Origin of the sequence: Flavobacterium sp. M31R6, assembly GCF_013284035.1 — a bacterium.
Taxonomy (GTDB): domain Bacteria; phylum Bacteroidota; class Bacteroidia; order Flavobacteriales; family Flavobacteriaceae; genus Flavobacterium.
Genome location: NZ_CP054141.1, coordinates 843952 through 862489, shown reverse-complemented (window position 1 = coordinate 862489; position 18538 = coordinate 843952). Strand labels below are relative to the sequence as shown.

At 36.9% G+C, this 18538-nt stretch carries 11 protein-coding genes; 1 reads left to right on the top strand and 10 read right to left on the bottom strand.

The window, feature by feature from the left end; all coding sequences use genetic code 11:
- Positions 1 to 27: 27 nt before the first annotated feature.
- From HQN62_RS03405 to HQN62_RS03365, 10 genes are all read right to left on the bottom strand, one after another.
- Positions 28 to 1614 (bottom strand): GH39 family glycosyl hydrolase, encoded by a 1587-nt coding sequence (locus HQN62_RS03405; RefSeq protein ID WP_173503330.1) that lies wholly within the window; start codon positions 1612 to 1614, stop codon positions 28 to 30.
- An 83-nt stretch (positions 1615 to 1697) separates the two neighbouring features.
- Positions 1698 to 3701: a glycoside hydrolase family 97 protein gene (locus HQN62_RS03400; protein ID WP_173503329.1), complete on the bottom strand. Its 2004-nt coding sequence runs from the start codon at positions 3699 to 3701 to the stop codon at positions 1698 to 1700.
- A 92-nt stretch (positions 3702 to 3793) separates the two neighbouring features.
- A complete protein-coding gene (locus HQN62_RS03395; protein WP_173503328.1) occupies positions 3794 to 6193 on the bottom strand; it encodes a glycoside hydrolase family 31 protein in 2400 nt (799 codons plus the stop codon).
- A gap of 31 nt (positions 6194 to 6224) precedes the next feature.
- Positions 6225 to 8651, bottom strand: a complete 2427-nt coding sequence (locus HQN62_RS03390; protein ID WP_371811646.1) for a glycoside hydrolase family 2 TIM barrel-domain containing protein — start codon at positions 8649 to 8651, stop codon at positions 6225 to 6227.
- 306 nt (positions 8652 to 8957) lie between these two features.
- Positions 8958 to 9389, bottom strand: a complete 432-nt coding sequence (locus HQN62_RS18895; protein ID WP_254454470.1) for a hypothetical protein — start codon at positions 9387 to 9389, stop codon at positions 8958 to 8960.
- A 95-nt stretch (positions 9390 to 9484) separates the two neighbouring features.
- Positions 9485 to 9817 (bottom strand): hypothetical protein, encoded by a 333-nt coding sequence (locus tag HQN62_RS18890; RefSeq protein ID WP_254454469.1) that lies wholly within the window; start codon positions 9815 to 9817, stop codon positions 9485 to 9487.
- A 24-nt stretch (positions 9818 to 9841) separates the two neighbouring features.
- A complete protein-coding gene (locus HQN62_RS03380) occupies positions 9842 to 11419 on the bottom strand; it encodes a RagB/SusD family nutrient uptake outer membrane protein (protein ID WP_173503326.1) in 1578 nt (525 codons plus the stop codon).
- A 12-nt stretch (positions 11420 to 11431) separates the two neighbouring features.
- Positions 11432 to 14518: a SusC/RagA family TonB-linked outer membrane protein gene (locus tag HQN62_RS03375; protein ID WP_116796404.1), complete on the bottom strand. Its 3087-nt coding sequence runs from the start codon at positions 14516 to 14518 to the stop codon at positions 11432 to 11434.
- A gap of 48 nt (positions 14519 to 14566) precedes the next feature.
- Entirely contained in the window at positions 14567 to 15889 is a 1323-nt protein-coding gene (gene xylA / locus HQN62_RS03370) for a xylose isomerase (RefSeq protein WP_173503325.1), read from the bottom strand.
- Between the two features lie 2 nt (positions 15890 to 15891).
- Positions 15892 to 17385, bottom strand: a complete 1494-nt coding sequence (locus HQN62_RS03365) for a xylulokinase (protein ID WP_173503324.1) — start codon at positions 17383 to 17385, stop codon at positions 15892 to 15894.
- Between the two features lie 392 nt (positions 17386 to 17777).
- Between HQN62_RS03365 and HQN62_RS03360 the strand changes: the two genes are divergently transcribed.
- Positions 17778 to 18497, top strand: a complete 720-nt coding sequence (locus HQN62_RS03360) for an NUDIX hydrolase (RefSeq protein ID WP_116796407.1) — start codon at positions 17778 to 17780, stop codon at positions 18495 to 18497.
- Positions 18498 to 18538: the final 41 nt, after the last annotated feature.

The following is an 18538-nucleotide window of genomic DNA, read 5'->3' as shown; positions in this document are numbered from 1 at the left end:
GTAATTTTTGGTCTTATTATTTTATAACTATTGCTTAATGAAATTCAGCAACAGTACATCATTTTCATTTATGTTAAATTCTTTACTATACATTCCTTTGGAATCAATTGTAACTTTTTCTGTTGCAATCGGTGCACCATTATTTTGTTGTTTCAAAGTATTTACTTGCTGAAGGTTAAGCTGATTTGGTTTATTCATTCCTAAATAATCGGTAAACACGTCATTCACTTTGTAACCCACTTTGTATATTTCTAAAGTATAGCTGCCTTTTTTGAGTCCAGCCACTTCAATTTTTACAGCTCCTTTCGGTTTTGATGGTAAGTCTTTTATATAATACTGTTGATTATTTGTGGCATCCGGCAAGGTATAGGTAAAGTCCCAAAACAAAACCTGAACATTACCTTTTGTGTTTTTAGTCACCCAAGAAGATGTATCCGTGTTTTGAAGCTCTGTTTCTCCCAATTTGTTTAAAAAAGAATATGAAAAATAGGCTGGCTTCTTAATTCCTTGAGTATTCAACAATCCGAAACCACCGTGAAAAGGGGTGAATCTTGGCCCTGGCTCTTCAAAAATATCGGTAAAAACCCAATACGACATAGAGTTTGCAGCATTGCCCACTTGTTTCAGTTTTTGAAGAATATAGGCAGCCGAATGATAACTGTCGTGGATTGGATCCGCCGGGGTGTATGACGAACTCCATTCCGTATAATGCAATTCGAGATTTGGTTTTATCGAACTAGAAATTTGCTTGCGCGAATTAATTACTTCTCCACTCACACTCGACGCATCTTTACTCAAAACCGTTCCAGAACCTCCAAATTCATCTAAAAAACCTTGACCAACTCCGTAAGCGTGCGTAGAGATAAAATCTAAAGGCACATTGTTTTTAGCAGCAAATTCAATTGTTTCCGGTACCCAAGCCGCTCCGGCCGTAGCAGGACCTCCCACTTTATAAGCTTGATTTACACTTTTGATGGCTCTTGCTGTATAATCATATAATTTAAAATACTCCGCTTGAGTTCCTGTCCAAAAACCTGGTGATAGATTTGGTTCATTCCAAACCTCGAAATACCAAGTCTTTACTTCATCGGCTCCATAACGTTCGGTAAAATGCTGTGTTAGATTACGAATTAAATCTTCCCATTTTTTATAATCTTTAGGAGGAGTTATATTTCCTTTCCACCAAAAAATGGTTTGGGTACCGCTGGCCAAGGCCGAAGGCATAAATCCTAATTCTACGAAAGGTTTTATTTTTATGCTCAAAAGAAAATCGTACAAAGCATCAATATATTGGTAATTGTATTCCGGATTTCCTTTACTATCTTCTTTGTAAACGGCCATATCATCGGTCAATAAACCGTGCATCCTAATGTACTTGAAATCACATTCCTTTTTAACCATAGCCAATTGTTGTTGCCAATCGGCCCGCAATCCCTCATTGGCTCTTCCAGCTCCAATGCACTCTTTGAACATAGCATTCATATCTCCAGCCGATTTATTATAATCGACTTTTATAATTCTAGTATCAGTTTTTACCGTGTTCGAATTTTGTCCAAACAAATTGACATTGTTTAGAATAATTAAAATAAAGACTATTGCTAAGTTATTTTTCATTAGAAAATTATATTTCTTTTAAATCGTTACAGAAAATAACCCAATAGAATTTCAATCCTATTGGGTTTAAAAACAACTGTGTTTTATAATTTTTTGAATCTAATTGCTGTTCCTCCTGCTCCTCCTAAATGCAATTTCAACACATCCGAAGCCTTAACTGTCTTTTTGGAAATAGCTACTGATTCTGGATTATGAGTTTCATCAGTTCCCACAGCGTCAGCGTAAATCTGAGCTTCGTAAGTAGTTTTAGAATCTAAAAATGACAATGAAACCTCTAAATCTCTTGATTTCTCATTGGTCATACTTCCCAAATACCAATCTTCGCTGTTTTCGTCTTTACGAACGGTTGTCAAGTATTCTCCAATTTCAGCATTCAAAACTTTAGTGTCCGCCCAATCCGTTGGAACGTCTTTTAGGAATTGATACGCTGGCACTGCGTAGTTTTCAGGAAGGTCTGCCAACATTTGAATAGGCGAATAAAATGTTACATACATTGCCAATTGCTGCGCCGTTGTTCCGTGAACTCTTTTTCCAGGATATCCTTGTTTGATTTCTACATCCAAAACCCCAGGTGTATACTCCATTGGTCCAGATAACATTCTTGTAAATGGCAAGATGACAACGTGACTTGGTGGATTTCCTTCGCTCCAAGCGTTGTATTCCTGTCCACGAGCCGCTTCTCTAGCCAACATATTTGGATAAGTTCTGCGTTCTCCAGTATCTTTTATCGGTTCGTGATAGAAAACGGCCAAGTCATATTCGGCTGCTTTTTGCAAAACGTATCTGAAATAATTCACCCCAAACTGTCCGTGATGCCATTCTTTCATATTTAATTTTGAACCTACGTGACCGATTTTTACGGTGTGGATTCCTAATTTTTTGTATAAAGCAAAACCAGCATCGATTTGTTTCATATAGTTAATCAAATTCGAACCCGTTTCGTGGTATCCAATAAGTTCAACCCCCTTTTCTTTTCCGTATTCTACGACTTTTTCCAAGTCAAAATTATCGGCACTTTGAGTGAAACTGAACATATGCATCTTATTTTCATACCAAGCCGGTGTCCAACCTTTGTTCCATCCTTCAATCAATAAATGGTGTAAACCTTCCTTGGCAGTAAAATCAATATATTCTTTTGCGTGAGCTGTAGTTGCACCTTGCTTATCGCCTTCCCAAAAAGTATATTTCCCAATGTGCATTGCCCACCAAATACCAAAATATTTATACGGCTTCACATACGATGGATTGCCCATTTTGTTAGGTTCATTAAGATTTAGAATCAAATAAGAATCAATCAAGTCCCCAGATTTTTCTCCAATTTGGATTGTTCTCCAAGAAGAAGTGAAGGTGTCTTTTACTCTTACTTTCACGCCATCAGCCCAAGGCACTAAGTCGGTTTTTAATTGTGTTCCTGTGTTGTTTACCAATGTTGTACTTGCATAATCAATCAGATTTGCTTCGTGGAAACTCAATTTCAAACCGCTTTTGCTTTCGATTGTCAATGGTGTATGAACAGTGTCAATAGCATTTATGCTTGAATTTTGATACAAATACTCATAACGATTTTCTTTGTAAGCAGGAATCCACCACGCTTTTCCTTCGTCTTTCAGGTTAAAAGTCGTTTTTTCATCCATAATGAAAATACTGTCTTTTGTTCCTTGCTTTGGATACACATATCTAAAAGCAACACCATCGTCAAAAGCACGGAATTGAATTTCCAGTTTTCTTTTTTCGTTGTTTTTTTGCTGCAATTGAACCACCATTTGGTTGTAGTGGTTTCTTATTTTTTTCTTTTCTCCCCAAACCTGTTCCCAAGTTTCGTCGAAAGTGGAATTCTCTACTTTGATGATTTCGAAATTTTTGCTTAAGTCGTCATTGTTCTTTAGCATAAAACCCATGTCAGATGGGGTAATCACCTGAATTTTTCCGTGATTAACCGCATATTTTGGTGCGCTGTCAACCAACTGAAATTGAATTTTGTTCTTCCCTTCGGGAGAAGTCAATTCATAGGATTTTGTTTTTTTGCCTTGAGCATTACCTATACTTATGGATAGTAATAAAGCGGGAAGTATTAGTTTCTTTATCATTGTAATTTATTTTATGGCTTGCTTCATTTTAATTAATCGGGGTTTAGACATTTCTAAAACCCCGATTAAAAAACTAAACTAACTCAACATATTTATTTTATCCACTCCGTTTTGAAAGTAGTTTTTCCAGTTAATGGATTTGAAGTTGGTTCAAAATTGGTTCCTTTTTTAGAAACTGTAATCGTTTGTACAGCGTCAGTTCCTGGCAAGAATACTTTAGCAGTGGCTGTATTGGTAGCATCTGTAGCATATACTTTTAAAGTTAATTTGCTCCAGTCCATATCTTTTGTGGATTGTGCCAATCCAATATGAGGAATCGCTGAACCGTCTCTAACCAAAACTATGATTGGAATATCACCCGCTTTGATTTTGTGCCATCCGCCTTGGTACACTTTTTTGGTTTGGTAATCAATCCAAGTTCCTTCTGGGAGATAGACGTCTCTTTCTGTTACCTCTTCGAATAAAGGAGCCACTAACATACTTGATCCAAACAAATATTCATTGTCTACCAACCAAGCACCTGGATCGTTTGGATATTCAAGGAATAAAGCACGCATCATCGGTAATCCTTTTTGAGAACTTTCTTTGGCTTGTGCATAGATGTAAGGCATTAATTCGTAACGCATATTATCAGCGTTTCTAAATCCTTCCAAGAAGTCTTTGCTGTATAACCAAGGTTCGCGCGGAGGCTCTCCATGGCTTCTTACGTGTGAAGTAAACATTCCGAACGGTGCCCATCTTCTGTATAAATTCTCAGGTGATTTTGTTGCAAATCCTCCCACGTCATGACTCCAAAAACTGAAACCGCTTAATCCCAATGAAAGTCCTCCTCTTAATTCGGCTGACATTGCTCCATTACTTGTTTCGGCATCACCTCCCCAGTGTAATGGGTAACGTTGGCTTCCTGCCCAAGTACTTCTGGCCCAGATTAAAGTATATCCTTTTTCTTTTTGGGTAATTTCGGCAACGGCTTTGTTATAACGCAATGGGTATAAATTGTGTTCGTAGAAACCTGTGCGCCCAGAATTGTAGATTCCGTCTGGCGGTGCAGCTTCTCCAAAATCTACTTTGAAAACTGAAACTCCTTGATCAAATAAATGTTTCAATTTGGCTTGGTACCAAGTCACAGTCGCTGGATTCGAAAAATCCAATACTGCATCTTCGTAAGGCAAGTTCCCTTTACGGTCTCTTACGGCAAGACCTTTATCCATAATTTCATTGAACAAGGTATTTTTTGGAGAGAAATATGGTAATTGCCATAAACATACATGGAAACCGTCATCTTTCATATCCGACATCATTTTTACTGCATCCGGGAAACGATCTTTAGAAAATTCGTAATTGTTTCTCCAGTCCACATCAAACCAACCTGTATCAAAGTGAATTACATCGGTTGGGATTTTGTAGGCACGCAAATCTTTAGCAACTTGACGACCTTCTTTTTCAGAGAAATAAGTAATACGGCTCATCCAGAAACCAAATGACCAAAGTGGTGGCATTGCAGCTTTTCCGGTAAGGTTTGTATATTCATCCAATATCTCTTTTGGTTCTCCAATGAAGAAAAACAAATCGGCTTCATCATCACCAATGTACATTTCATTGGCACTGCCAAAATATTTTCCAAAATCACATGTAATAGGAGTCGAATGGTGCATAAAAACCCCGTAACCACGGCTACTCATATAAAATGGAACTGGTTTGTACATAGTTTCGTTTTGAATGCCATTGGCATCATCCGTCCATAAAACCACTTTTTGTCCACGTTTATTGAATTGGGTAAATGATTCTCCACAACCAAATATTTTTTCATCCGGTTCTAAGCTGAAAGCAGCTCCCATACTTCTGGAATAATCGCTGTTTCTACGCACAAACGAGAACGGAAGTGTTGGAGTATAGGTGTTTTTAAAATCAGAATCATGAAGCGTGCTTGTTAGCAGCTTTCCTTTTTCGTCATAAATTTTTACGTGCCATGGTTTTGACAAAATCTCAACAGAACCATGTTTACTTGTGTATTTATAACCGCCTTCGATCTTAGAAGATTTCCATAATTCCGGATGATTTGGAGCTACTCCGTCAACCAACATTAAAGACGTAGCTTCTGGATGAAATTGTGGTCCAGAAGTCGTTTTGATACGAATGGATCGATCCGATACAAACTGAATTTGGAAAGGCAATTCAGGAGAAACTGCATACTCCGTCGTTGGAAATTCGTTGGAAGGAACAACACCCGGCTTCATCATCATATTGTTGAAAGCCTGACGTGTTTGATAGTTGTAACGTAAATATTTTATGGTTCCTTTTCCAGTTGCTGGATCGAAACTTGTAAGTTCATCAGCAAAATAAAAGGTATTTAGATAATTCTGAAAATCCTTACTGATGTCAATTGGTGCATTCAACACATCTGCATTTTGAATTTGAGCCGAAGCTTTTGGCGAAAGTAACAAACCAAAACCCATAAAAAGAGATAAGGAAGCTATCTGTATTTTTTTCATTGTGTTTATTTTAGGTTATTTAGTTAAATATTTATTCTGCTTTAATTACAATTGTATTTTGTTTTAATCCGTTTGCTTGAGCTGTCAATTCTATTCTGCCGCTTTTAATATCAGACTGAACAATAACCAAACATTTTCCGTTAAGGGCTGTATGTGAAGTTCCTTTGTACGATTCGTGACTTACTGGATCTCCGCTACAAACACCTACAATTTTTCCGTTTCCTTTCAAAGAAAACTGAATCTCGTTATTGGCATTTGGCGAAAGCACACCATTTGCATCGGTAATGTCCACCGTTACAAAAGACAAATCATTTCCATCGGCTTTTATGGTTGCTCTGTCAGCTGACAATTTTAAATTTGATGCTGCTCCGGCTGTTTTGATTTCGGTTTCTAAAACTGTTTTTCCGTTTTTACGAGAAACCGCTTTCAGAGTTCCTGCTTGAAAAGGTACGCGCCACATAATGTGCAAATCGTCTCCTTCTTTCTTTTTGGTACCCAATGATTTTCCGTTAAGGAAAAGTTCTACCTCATCAGCATTGTTATAGTATGCCCAAACATCTACGTTTTGACCCGCTGCCCAATTCCAATGTGGGAAGAGGTGTAGAACCGTTTTATTAGTCCATTCGCTTTGGTACATATAATAAACATCTTTCGGAAAACCTGCCAAATCCACAATTCCAAAATAAGAACTAATCGATGGCCATTCGTAAGGTGTTGGTTCACCAATGTAATCAAAACCAGTCCAGATGTACATTCCTGCAAGGAAATCGTGTTTTTTCATCACTTTCCAAGTCGCTTCGTGGGTTGAACCCCAAGGTGCCTGAACTTGATCGTAAGCAGATACCGTATTGCCTGGATTACCATCCGTAAATTTTAGATCCCATCTTACCGGCCATTTTTTAACGACATCCGAAACATTATCATAATATCCTCGTGTTTCTAAAGCCGAAGTGGTTTCAGTCGCTATAAAAGGTACATTAGGAAAGTTCTTTTGATGATGTTCGAAAGTTTGATGGGCATAATTGTAACCGATAATATCCAAAGCTCCCGAAGTTGCTAATTTGTTGAAATAGGTTTTAGACTTTTCAAATTGTAGCGTTACATCATCAATATTCATATTAACTGCAGGATTCATTGCGGCAGTCACTAATCTTGTGGTATCCAGTTTTTTTACGATTCCTGATAATTCTTTGGCAATTACTGGACCTTCATCACTCCATTGTTCTGGAATTTCGTTTCCGAAACTCCACATAAATATACTTGGATGGTTACGGTCTCTAAGGATTTGATCCTGTAAATCTTTGGTATGCCATTTATCCCAGTCAAGGCTGTAATCGTATTTGGTTTTGGCTTTTTTCCACATATCAAATGCTTCGTCCATAACTATGAAACCCATTTTGTCACAAAGGTCCAAAAGCTCTGGAGCTGGCGGATTATGAGAAGTTCTAATTCCGTTCACTCCCATTCCTTTCAGAATTTCCAATTGACGTTCGATGGCTCGGGTGTTGATGGCCGAACCCAGTGGGCCTAAATCGTGGTGCATACAAACCCCTTTGATTTTGACCTGTTTTCCATTTAAAATAAATCCTTTATTGAGGTCAAATTTGAAGCTTCTGATTCCGAAGTTGGTTTTATATTGGTCAATAATCTTGTTGTCAACGCTAATTGTCGTAACCGCAGTATACTGTTCTGGTTTTTCATCAGACCATAAAACGGGATTGTTAACAAGAATATCTTGACTTAGAACTTGGTTTGCATTTGCAGCAATACTTATATTTTGAGTAACTGAAGTTACTTTAGTGTCGTTTTTGAAAATTGTAGTTATAATGGTTGCGCCTTTTGAAGCGGCGTATTGATTTTTGATTGTAGTTTCTAAATGTACCGAAGCATTTTTAGAAGTTACTTTTGGGGTGGTAATATAAGTTCCCCATTGTTCAACATATAATTTATCTGTTGTTTCCAACCATACGTTTCTGAATATTCCAGAACCGGAATACCAACGAGAATTGGGTTGTTTTGAATTATCAACTTTGACAATAATTTCATTGTTTTTATCTCCGTAGTTTAAATAAGGAGAAAGGTCGTATTGAAACCCGATATAACCATTTGGGCGTTTTCCTAGATAATGTCCGTTGATCCAGACTTGGCTGTTTTTGTAAACTCCGTCAAAAACTATTGACGTAATTTTTTCTTTATTCGCAAGTGCAATCTTAAATGTTTTTTTGTACCATCCCAAGCCTCCGTTAAGAGCACCTCCGCCATAACCAGCAGGGCTTTTTTCATCAAACTTTCCTTCGATACTCCAATCATGTGGCAAGTTTAATGTTCTCCAAGTAGTAGAGCTGTTGATTGTATCTTTATCTTTTATACTGTCGTTCAAATGAAAATTCCAACCTGAATTGAATGCCACTTTCCTGGAATTGGAAATTGTTTCCTTTTCTTTTCCAGTATAGGACATCACTAGAATTGTAATTCCCAACAGTGCCAACGTTTGTATAAAATTGATTGTTTTTTTCATTTTTTCTTAAAATTATAATGGTTTTAAAGTAGTATAAATGTATCGATAAGTGTTTAAATCACACCACTTATCGATACATAATATTATTACCTTTAGTTTTGTACGTTTTTTTAAATTTTAAAACAAATCCCTATTATTTTGGGATTGCGATCAAGAGTAGTTGTATGAATCTAACTCTTGATATTGCATACCCGTTTAAAACCCAAAAAACTGTACTAACCAAAGTCCTTTAACCTAACCAATAATCTAGTTTGCAGCAGGTTTTACTTTATAATTAAAAATAATTTGGCAATTCCCTTCACCGCTTCTACTTTGGTCTCTAACTACTGATAATCGCATTTGAGTATCATTAATCTCAATGACCTTAATAGTTTTCCAGTTACTAACATCTGGATAATAATCACCTCCATAAAGTAATTCAGGTCCACCGCTGAAAACCATTGCATCTTTGGCAATATCATAAGTAAAAACTCCAGTTTTAGTAGTTTGATCCATACTCTTAAGAGCAGTTTGAACCACTTTAACATTATAGCCACCATTAAGGTCAAAAGTCATTTCTCCCCAATTTTTGTTCTCCATAGACCAACTTTGGTATGATCCAGGAATCCACCACCAATCTCCTGAGTAAGGAGCTGGACCAGCAAAATTCAAGGCTCCCCAAGCAATTGGATCATTCATATCTAAAACCCAAGTTTTCCCTGCTGCTCCATTGGTTAATTTTGCCCATTTAGGATCGCTAAAATATGTTGGATCATTCTTGTCAACTTTTACAGTTACAGGATTCGCATAAACTGCCCCCCTGGAGTGTATGCTGTAAAATTAATTGTATAAGTTCCAGCAAATGGGAAAAACACAGTTTGTACATTTGTATTAAAATGTCCAATTTCTCCTTTTGAGTCAGAATAAGACCAATACGGAATAACCGTAGGGTCTAAATTCGTCAATTTTACTTCGTTGTTTTTCTGCGGATTTTGTACTACCGAAAATTTTAGCGTTTCTGGAGTTAATGATATCTCAGGAAGGCTATTACGATCTTCTATAGGCTCACAGGAAAAAAGTGACCCTAGAGCTATTGCAGCTACAAGTATATATAGTTTACGTTTCATAGTTTCTTTTTTTATTAGTTAAAATTACCAACCAGGGTTTTGTGTCATCGCTCCGTTTGAAAGTACGACTTGAGATTGAGGCAGTGGGAACCAACCCAATGTTTCAGTTCTAAAAGTAATATTAAACTGAGGGTCAGCATCAACATTGTCAATAGCCGCTTTGGCCACTGATGTACCTTGTCTGATCAAATCAAAATAACGTTGTCCTTCAAGAGCCAACTCTAAACGACGTTCCTCCATAATTGCTGTTTTTGAAACAGTCACACGGTGAGTTGCGTTTTGATAAGCACGGTCACGCACTCGATCAAGACAGGTTTGAGCAAATCCATCATTAGTCCCCAAATTAAGTTCTGAAGCCATCAAGAGTACATCAGCAAAACGAATTACCGCTAAATCTTGGTAGTTGTCAATTTGGAAATTTCCTCCATTGGCTTCTACAATTGCTTTTCCTGCAGCATCGGTGATTGGGCAATATTTTTTCCAGGCATAACCTGTATACTGACGTTGTTCTCTTGCTTGAGCATCAAAATTTAAACCTTCCCCAGCGAAATTAATGATAGTAGCATCTCTACGGGTATCTCCTACACCATAAGCAGCATACAATTTTGGGTTAACCGTAGCACCACCCCATCCTGTAGCATAACGTCCTATGCTACCTCCACGAGGAGCAATATCTACTTGAAAACGGTTACCTTCATGAAGATTCCAATCTCCTTTACCTGATCCGTTGAAACGAACAGCCCAAACTATTTCGGTATTTCCTTCACCAGCATAATTTTCAAGAGAAGCTGCAAGCCATAAGTGAGAGAAATCAGCCAATAGAGCGTGTCCACTATTATTAACAGCATCATTTATATAAGTTACTGCTTGTGCTTTGGAAACTACTCCTGCCAAATCCGGTTTTTTATAATAATCGGTATAGAACAAAAATGCTCTACCTAAGTATGCTTCAGCAGCCCATTTAGTAATACGACCATAATTAGCGTTTCCAGGTTGAGAATAATTATCGCTACCTAAATTATCAGCTGCAAATTTCAAATCGTTAGCAATTAATGCATACGTTACTTCTGGAGTTGCTCTTGGAGAATAAAATTCGGCAGAAGTTATTGTTTTGTCTAATGGCACAATGTCTCCAAACATTTTGGCCAATTGAAAATGAAAGTGAGCTCTTAAGAAACGGGCTTCTGCTTCGTATTTTGTTTTCAGTGCAGTATCTGTTCCCCAATCTATTTTATCTAAATTTTCTAATAGAATATTGGCTCTGTAAATTCCTTGATAAGGTACTTTCCATGCATCTTTATTCATGTCTTTGTCAGACACATATAAAAAACGATCCCATTCCAAATCTCCTTGTGCATCAGCGATTCCATATCCTCCGAAACAATCGTCTGAAGCTTGTTCACTTATCAATAAAGGTCCACCGTAAGCTTCACGCTGTAATATGTCATAAATAGCAACAAGTCCCTCGTAGGCATCTGAAGGCGTTTTATAAAAATTCTCGGTTACTTTTTCGGTATAGGGTTCGTTTTCCAAAAAATCATTGGAACATGCCGCTAATACGAATAAGCTCGAAACTGCAAATAGTTTTATATATTTTTTCATCGGTTTCATTTTTTAAAAGTTAACATTAAGACCCAACATGTATGTTCTTGGCTGTGGATAGAATCCTACATCAATACCTTTGGCCCATGATTGGTTAGTGTTTCCAAATCCAATTTCTGGATCCATTCCTTGGTATTTCGTAAATGTGAATAAGTTATTCGCCGCTACATAAAGTCTAAACTTGCTAAAGAAATTAAGATTGTCTGTTAATTTTGTCAAATCACAACCCAATGTAGCCGATTTAATTCTGAAGAAATCAGCATTTTGCACATACAAATCAGAGAATTTAGTGTAATTCCCATTAGGGTCTGTACCATAAGTAGCTCTTGGAATACTGTTTGAAGTACCTTCTGTAGTCCATCTGTCTAAGATGCTAGTAGTGTAATTATTATAGGCACGAGTATAATCATGAACTCCAAAAACATTTTGACTTCCTGCAACACCATAAGTATAAATAGAAAGATCGAATGCTTTATAAGACACATCCATATTGAAACCATAAGTAAAATCAGGATTTGGATCTCCAATTTTAGTTTTGTCATTGGCATCAATTTTTCCGTCACCGTTCAAGTCAACAAAACGAACATCTCCAGGCTGTGCATTCGGCTGAACAGAAGTAAGTTCAGATGCATTTTGAAAAATTCCGTCTGTTTTTAATCCGTAGAAATACCCAATTGGTTTTCCAACTTCAACTCTGTTGATTTCATCCATTCCTTGGAACAACAAGTTAGAATCTCCATGAATGATTCCTTCTGCATTTGCAATTCTAAGTACTTCATTTTGGTTGAAAGAAGCATTTGCATTTGCTGAGAAAGACCAATCCTTTCCGAAGTTTGTTCTATAACCCAAACCAAATTCCAATCCTTTATTGTTGATATCACCACCATTGATAAAAGGCGCTGTAGCTCCCGCAATATCTGGAACCGAAGCTTGTACTAACCAATCTTTGGTTGTTTTGTCATAATAATCAAAAGTAAAAGTCAATGAAGAGAATAAAGTAAGATCAAATCCTAAATCCAATTGCTCAGATGTTTCCCATTTCAAATCAGGATTAGAAATCGCATCTGGGCTAGATCCCACTTGCAATGTTTCATCAGTTGTACCAAAGTGGTAGTTTTTGTCATATGAACTTATCGTTGACATATAAGCAAATTGCTTAGCGAATTGATCATTCCCGTTTTGTCCCCAGCTACCTCTAATTTTAAGATTTGTTACCACATTGTTTTCTGGGAAGAAACTTTCTTTATCAACATTCCAACCTGCAGAAAATGCTGGGAATACTGCATATTTGTTATTTGGTCCAAAATTTGACGAACCGTCTCTACGTACAGTAGCCGAGAACAAATATTTGTTGTCATAATCATACAATATACGTCCAAAATAAGATTGCATATTGTAATCATAACGACCTCCAGACACCGTATTTGAAGTTTGGTCTGTTGCATTGCTCAAATAAGCATGTTTAAAATCATCAAAATTCAAATCTTTACCCGTAGCACTCATATATTCTGAAGTGTTTTCTTTGGCAGATGTTCCAACTAATACATCAAAATGGTGAACATCATTTAAAGACGCTTTGTATTGCAATGTATTTTCGAACAACCAACCCAAACCTTTATTTGAACTCTGAGTAACACTAGATACAGTGGCATTATTGTTAGAAGAAAGTGAATACACTGGAGTAAATGAACGGTAAGCACTATCTGTAATATCTACACCAAAACTAGTTCTATATGTAAAGTTTTTCAAAAATTTCGCTTCCGCAAAAATGTTACCTACGAAACGGTCAATTTTATTTTCATTGAAGTTATTATAATATAATGACCCAAGTGGATTACTGATATCAGATGCGATAATTGAATGTGCAAAATCCCCATTTGAATCATAAGCTGCATCAATTGGCGCCGCATTCAAGAATCCTCTGATACTGTTACTATAAATCCCTTGATCAGAAACACCACTACTTTTGATATTTGCATAAGAGAAATTCTCTCCTATTTTCAAATGATTTTCAATAACATCTGAAGTAGAATTTACAGTAAAAGTAGTACGACCATATTTAGATTGATTATTTTGACTACCAATAAGTCCATCCTGACCATAATAAGACAATCCAGTTGCAATAGTTGATTTTTTATCACCTCCTGTAATCAATAAAGAGTGATTTTGTTTCATCGCCCCTTCATTAAACATATCATCCTGCCAATCGTGATTTGGGAAAGAAGCGATTTGTGCTGGAGTGTACAAAGGAGAGAGTCCTGAGTTTACTCTTGCTTCATTCATGATAGTGGTATATTCTTGAGTATTCAACAAGTCCAGTTTTTTGGCCACATGTTGAAATCCTGTGTATGAACTTAATGCTACATTCATTTTACCGTCTTTTCCTTTTCTGGTTGTTACCAATACAACACCATTGGCCGCTCTAGCTCCATAAATAGAAGCAGCTGCTGCATCTTTTAGGATATCGACTCTTTCAATAGAAGACGGATCCAAATATCCAATACCATTATCCACAACCACTCCATCCACAACATATAGAGGAGAATTGTTTCCTGCTGTTCCTACCCCACGAATGTTGATTACCATACCCGCTCCCGGTTGCCCAGAAGAGGAGGTAACATTAACACCCGAACTTTGTCCTTGCAAAGCATTCACTACGTCCCCAACGGCAACAGCTTGAATATCCTTGGCTGAAACTACTGAAGTCGCAGCTGTAGAAACTTTCTTTTTCTGAGTTCCGTACCCGATAACAACTACCTCTTTAAGGTCTGAAGTTTCAGTTTGCAAAGCAACATTTATCGTCGATTGATTATTTACCGAAATTTTTTGGGATCTATACCCCAAAACAGTAATTTTTAATACGTCATCTGATTTTGCGGTAATTTTATAAGTACCATCGAAATCCGTCGATGTACTTGCGCCTCCTCCTTCTACAGTAATATTTGCGCCGGGAATACCCACGCCGTCACTTGTAGAGGTTACCTTCCCTGTTACAGAAAGAGTTTTCTGTTGTGCAAAACCTGACTGCAGCATAAACACACTGAACAGGAGTGACATATAAAAGGGAAGCATTGTCGATGTACAATATTTTCTTTTCATAATAATTTAAGAATTGGTTAATTTAAGTTAGTAATGTTAGTATTGGTTCTAAAAAGCATTGGCAATAATTTGTTCAAATAGTTCTTGTTTTCCACTTATTGATTGAGGTTCTCCTTTTGCACGGGCAATGGCACTAAGATCTTCCAGAGAGAGTTCCCCTCTTTCAAACTTAGCTCCGTTATCACCGTCAAATGATCCGTAACGCTTTTGGCGTAATTCTTTATAGTTGGTATTTTTTAAAATATGGTCTGCACAGATAAGCCCTCTGGCAAAAACATCCATTCCTGCAATATGGGCAATGAATTTATCTTCGATATCGATTGAATTTCTTCTCACTTTTGCGTCAAAGTTGATCCCTCCACCTTGAATTCCTCCACCTTCTAAGATCACCAACATAGATTGGGTAATTTCAAAAACATCAATAGGAAATTGATCCGTATCCCATCCGTTTTGATAATCTCCACGATTGGCATCAATACTTCCCAACATACCAGCATCTACAGCCACTTGTAGCTCATGTTCGAAAGAATGACCTGCAAGAGTTGCATGATTTACTTCTAAATTCAGTTTGAAATCGTTTTGAAGACCGTGTTTGTGAAGAAATCCTAAAGTTGTAGCCGCATCAAAATCATATTGATGTTTCATCGGTTCCATTGGTTTTGGCTCAATAAGGAAAGTTCCTTTGAAACCTTGTTTTCGCGCATAATCTCTACAAATAGTCAAGAATCTCGCCATGTGTTCCAATTCTCTTTTCATATCGGTGTTCAAAAGACTCATATATCCTTCTCTACCACCCCAGAACACATAATTTTCTCCTCCTAAAGCAATCGTTGCATCAATCGCAATTTTGGCTTGGGCTGCTGCATACGCCACTACATCAAAATTTGGATTCGTAGAAGCTCCATTCATATAGCGAGGATTGCTAAATAAGTTTGAAGTTCCCCATAACAATTTGATTCCTGTTTCTTCTTGTTTGATTTTAGCGTAAGCGACCAAAGCCTGTACACGTTTTTCAAATTCTTCCAAAGTAGGCGCATCGTCGACCATATCAATGTCATGAAAACAGTAGTACGGTATGCCGAGTTTGTTCATGAATTCAAAAGCTGCGTCCATTTTATCTTTGGCACGTTGAATAACATCTTGGCTTTTATCCCAAGCAAAGGTTTCGGTTCCTGCCCCAAAAGGATCTCCCCCTTTGTTACATAAGGTATGCCAGTAAGCCATAGAAAAACGCAAATGTTCTTTTAACGTTTTGCCTGCCACCACGCGATTTTCATCATACCATTTGAAAGCTAGCGGATTAGTGCTTTCTCTACCTTCAAATTTTATGGTATCAATGTTTTTAAAATACGATTGTGTTGTTGTATTCATTATCATGATTCTAGTTTAATATGATTTTTCCATTCTTGGTATATTTCCTGATATTGTGAAGTCAAAATTGGATTTGGTTCTATTCTCTCTATGCATTTTAAACCATCAAAAGCTTGATCCAAAGAAGCATAATAACCAAAACCATAAGCTGCTCCTCGCGCTGCACCTTCAGATCCGGAGGTATTGTATAATTCTAATGTGGTTTGTGTTGTATTGGTAAAGATTTCTCTAAAAACAGGGCTCAAAAAAAGATTGGCATTTCCGGCACGAACTATTTCTCCAGATGCACCCACTGATTTCATAACATCAAAACCATAATTCATGGCAAACACAATTCCTTCACAAGCCGAACGAATAAGGTGCCCGGACTGATGGATATTAAAATTCAAATTTTGAATTCCAGAATTGACCTTTTTATTATTGAAAATGCGTTCTACCCCATTTCCAAAAGGATAAAAACGCAAACCATTACTTCCTGCTGCAACTTTTGCTGCTTCGGCATTAAGAGCTTCATAAGCGATTAAACCAGTCCTGTCAGTCGACATGATTTTACGCAGCCATTGGTATAAAATTCCAGAACCGTTGATACACAACATTACCCCGTTATTTTTTTGAACTTTGGTATTATTGACATGTAAAAAAGTATTGATACGGTTTTCCTTGTCATAAACATCTTGATTACTTACGGCATAAATCACTGCCGAAGTACCTGCTGTTGTGGCAATTTCTCCTGGTTTTAAAACATTCAACGACATCGCATTATTTGGTTGGTCACCACCTCTGTAGGTGATTTTAACATCTGAACTCAATCCCAATTCTGACGCAACATCTGGGTCTACTGTTGCTTGATACCCAAAGTTGGGCACAATTTCAGGAATCATATCTACGGAAAGTCCCATAACCTGTAACACTTCATTTGCCAAAGTTCCTTTTGAGAAGTTCCATAAAGCGGCTTCCGATAAGCCCGAAGTACTTATTTGTGCTTTTCCGGATAGTCTTGCAGCTATGAAATCGCCCGGAAGCATCATGTAAACCGCTTTTTGAAAAATGGCTGGTTCGTTGGTTTGAACCCATTTTAATTTGGATGCCGTAAAATTCCCCGGACTTCCAAGTATTTGTTGCTGACAAGATTCATGTCCGATTCTGTCATAAACTTCATTACCAATGCTAGCTGCTCTACTATCACACCAAATGATAGAAGAACGAACTGGATTCATATTTTCGTCCGTCAATACTAAACCGTGCATTTGATAGGCGATCCCAATTCCAGCAATCTTCTTTAAATCGATATGTTGTTTTGAACCAAGAAATTGGATACCATTTTTCACGTATTCCCACCATTTATTAGGATCTTGTTCTGCCCAGCCAAATTCACGGGCTACAATATCCATCTCAAATTCAGGAACCGTTACTGCCGCAACAGTAATCCCTTTTTCAGCATCAAATACCGATAATTTTATGGACGAACTTCCTAAATCGATTCCTAAAAAATACATATTCTTAGTAGTATATGATTGAATTCTTATTGCTTTTTGTACTTTTGGTCAAACAAACCATAACGTTATGGTTAATTTGACTACAAGTATATGGCATATTTTTCATATTAACAAAAAATTGTACTGAAATATTTGTAATTGATAAAAAAAGGTTTTTATTTTTACCGATATCTTATGTAAAAAAGTAGTTTTTATAGGGTTACAATAAATTTTTAAGCATTTAAAATGCTGATTACAAATAAGTTACATTTTATTCAATTTAAAAATAAAAAATATTTGGAATTTTGAATCCAAAAAGAGGTTTAATCACAATTATTTTACAAAATATATTTCTTTGTGTACGACTGGACTCTTTAAAAAAATATTAATTTAGTCCTAAACTTTGTAAGGCTATGAGCAGAAAAATTATAGATAGGGATCTAATACAAATTGTGGAGCAATCTGCCATGAATGCCATTACTATTGACTGTGTTATATTTGGATTTGACAACGGTATACTAGAAGTACTTTTAGTACAACACGCCGAGGGTATCAGCAAAGGAAAATGGGGATTACCTGGTGGTTGGATAAAAAAGAAAGAGAGTACAGATGACGCCGCCCACCGTTTACTGGCCGAACTTACCGGAATGGACAATATTTACCTTGAACAGCTAAAAGCTTTTGGGGAACCGGACCGTTTCCCTCTTAGAAGGGTTATTACCATTGGTTATTATGCTTTAGTAAAAAGAGAAGATTACAATATTAAAGCAGGCTTTACGGCTTCGGATGCCAAATGGTATAAGATTAATGAAATTCCAGATTTAATTTATGACCATAACGAAATCCTAGCTTACAGTATAAAAAACCTCCGCAATAGAGTGCGCCAAGCTCCATTGGGCTTCAATTTGCTACCCGAAAAATTCACTTTATTGCAACTCATGCATTTGTATGAAGAAATTTTAGGAATCGAAATGGATAAATCCAATTTCCGCAGAAAAATTCTTCACATGAAATTACTGGTTCCTTTGGATGAAAAACAACAAGATGTATCTCATCGTGCCGCTCAATTATATAAATTTGACCCAGAAATTTACGAGAAACTTACCGAAAAAGGATTTAATTTTGAATTTTAACCATTACAGACTAAATCAAGAAATGATATTATCCCCCCTAA

Bases quoted from the DNA above. Each gene is read 5' to 3' on its own strand.
- HQN62_RS03405 (WP_173503330.1), bottom strand. From the start codon at position 1,614: ATGAAAAATAACTTAGCAATAGTCTTTATTTTAATTATTCTAAACAAT.
- HQN62_RS03400 (WP_173503329.1), bottom strand. From the start codon at position 3,701: ATGATAAAGAAACTAATACTTCCCGCTTTATTACTATCCATAAGTATA.
- HQN62_RS03395 (WP_173503328.1), bottom strand. From the start codon at position 6,193: ATGAAAAAAATACAGATAGCTTCCTTATCTCTTTTTATGGGTTTTGGT.
- HQN62_RS03390 (WP_371811646.1), bottom strand. From the start codon at position 8,651: ATGTCCTATACTGGAAAAGAAAAGGAAACAATTTCCAATTCCAGGAAA.
- HQN62_RS18895 (WP_254454470.1), bottom strand. From the start codon at position 9,389: ATGAATGATCCAATTGCTTGGGGAGCCTTGAATTTTGCTGGTCCAGCT.
- HQN62_RS18890 (WP_254454469.1), bottom strand. From the start codon at position 9,817: ATGAAACGTAAACTATATATACTTGTAGCTGCAATAGCTCTAGGGTCA.
- HQN62_RS03380 (WP_173503326.1), bottom strand. From the start codon at position 11,419: ATGAAAAAATATATAAAACTATTTGCAGTTTCGAGCTTATTCGTATTA.
- HQN62_RS03375 (WP_116796404.1), bottom strand. From the start codon at position 14,518: ATGAAAAGAAAATATTGTACATCGACAATGCTTCCCTTTTATATGTCA.
- xylA (WP_173503325.1), bottom strand. From the start codon at position 15,889: ATGAATACAACAACACAATCGTATTTTAAAAACATTGATACCATAAAA.
- HQN62_RS03365 (WP_173503324.1), bottom strand. From the start codon at position 17,385: ATGTATTTTTTAGGAATCGATTTAGGAAGTTCGTCCATAAAATTATCG.
- HQN62_RS03360 (WP_116796407.1), top strand. From the start codon at position 17,778: ATGAGCAGAAAAATTATAGATAGGGATCTAATACAAATTGTGGAGCAA.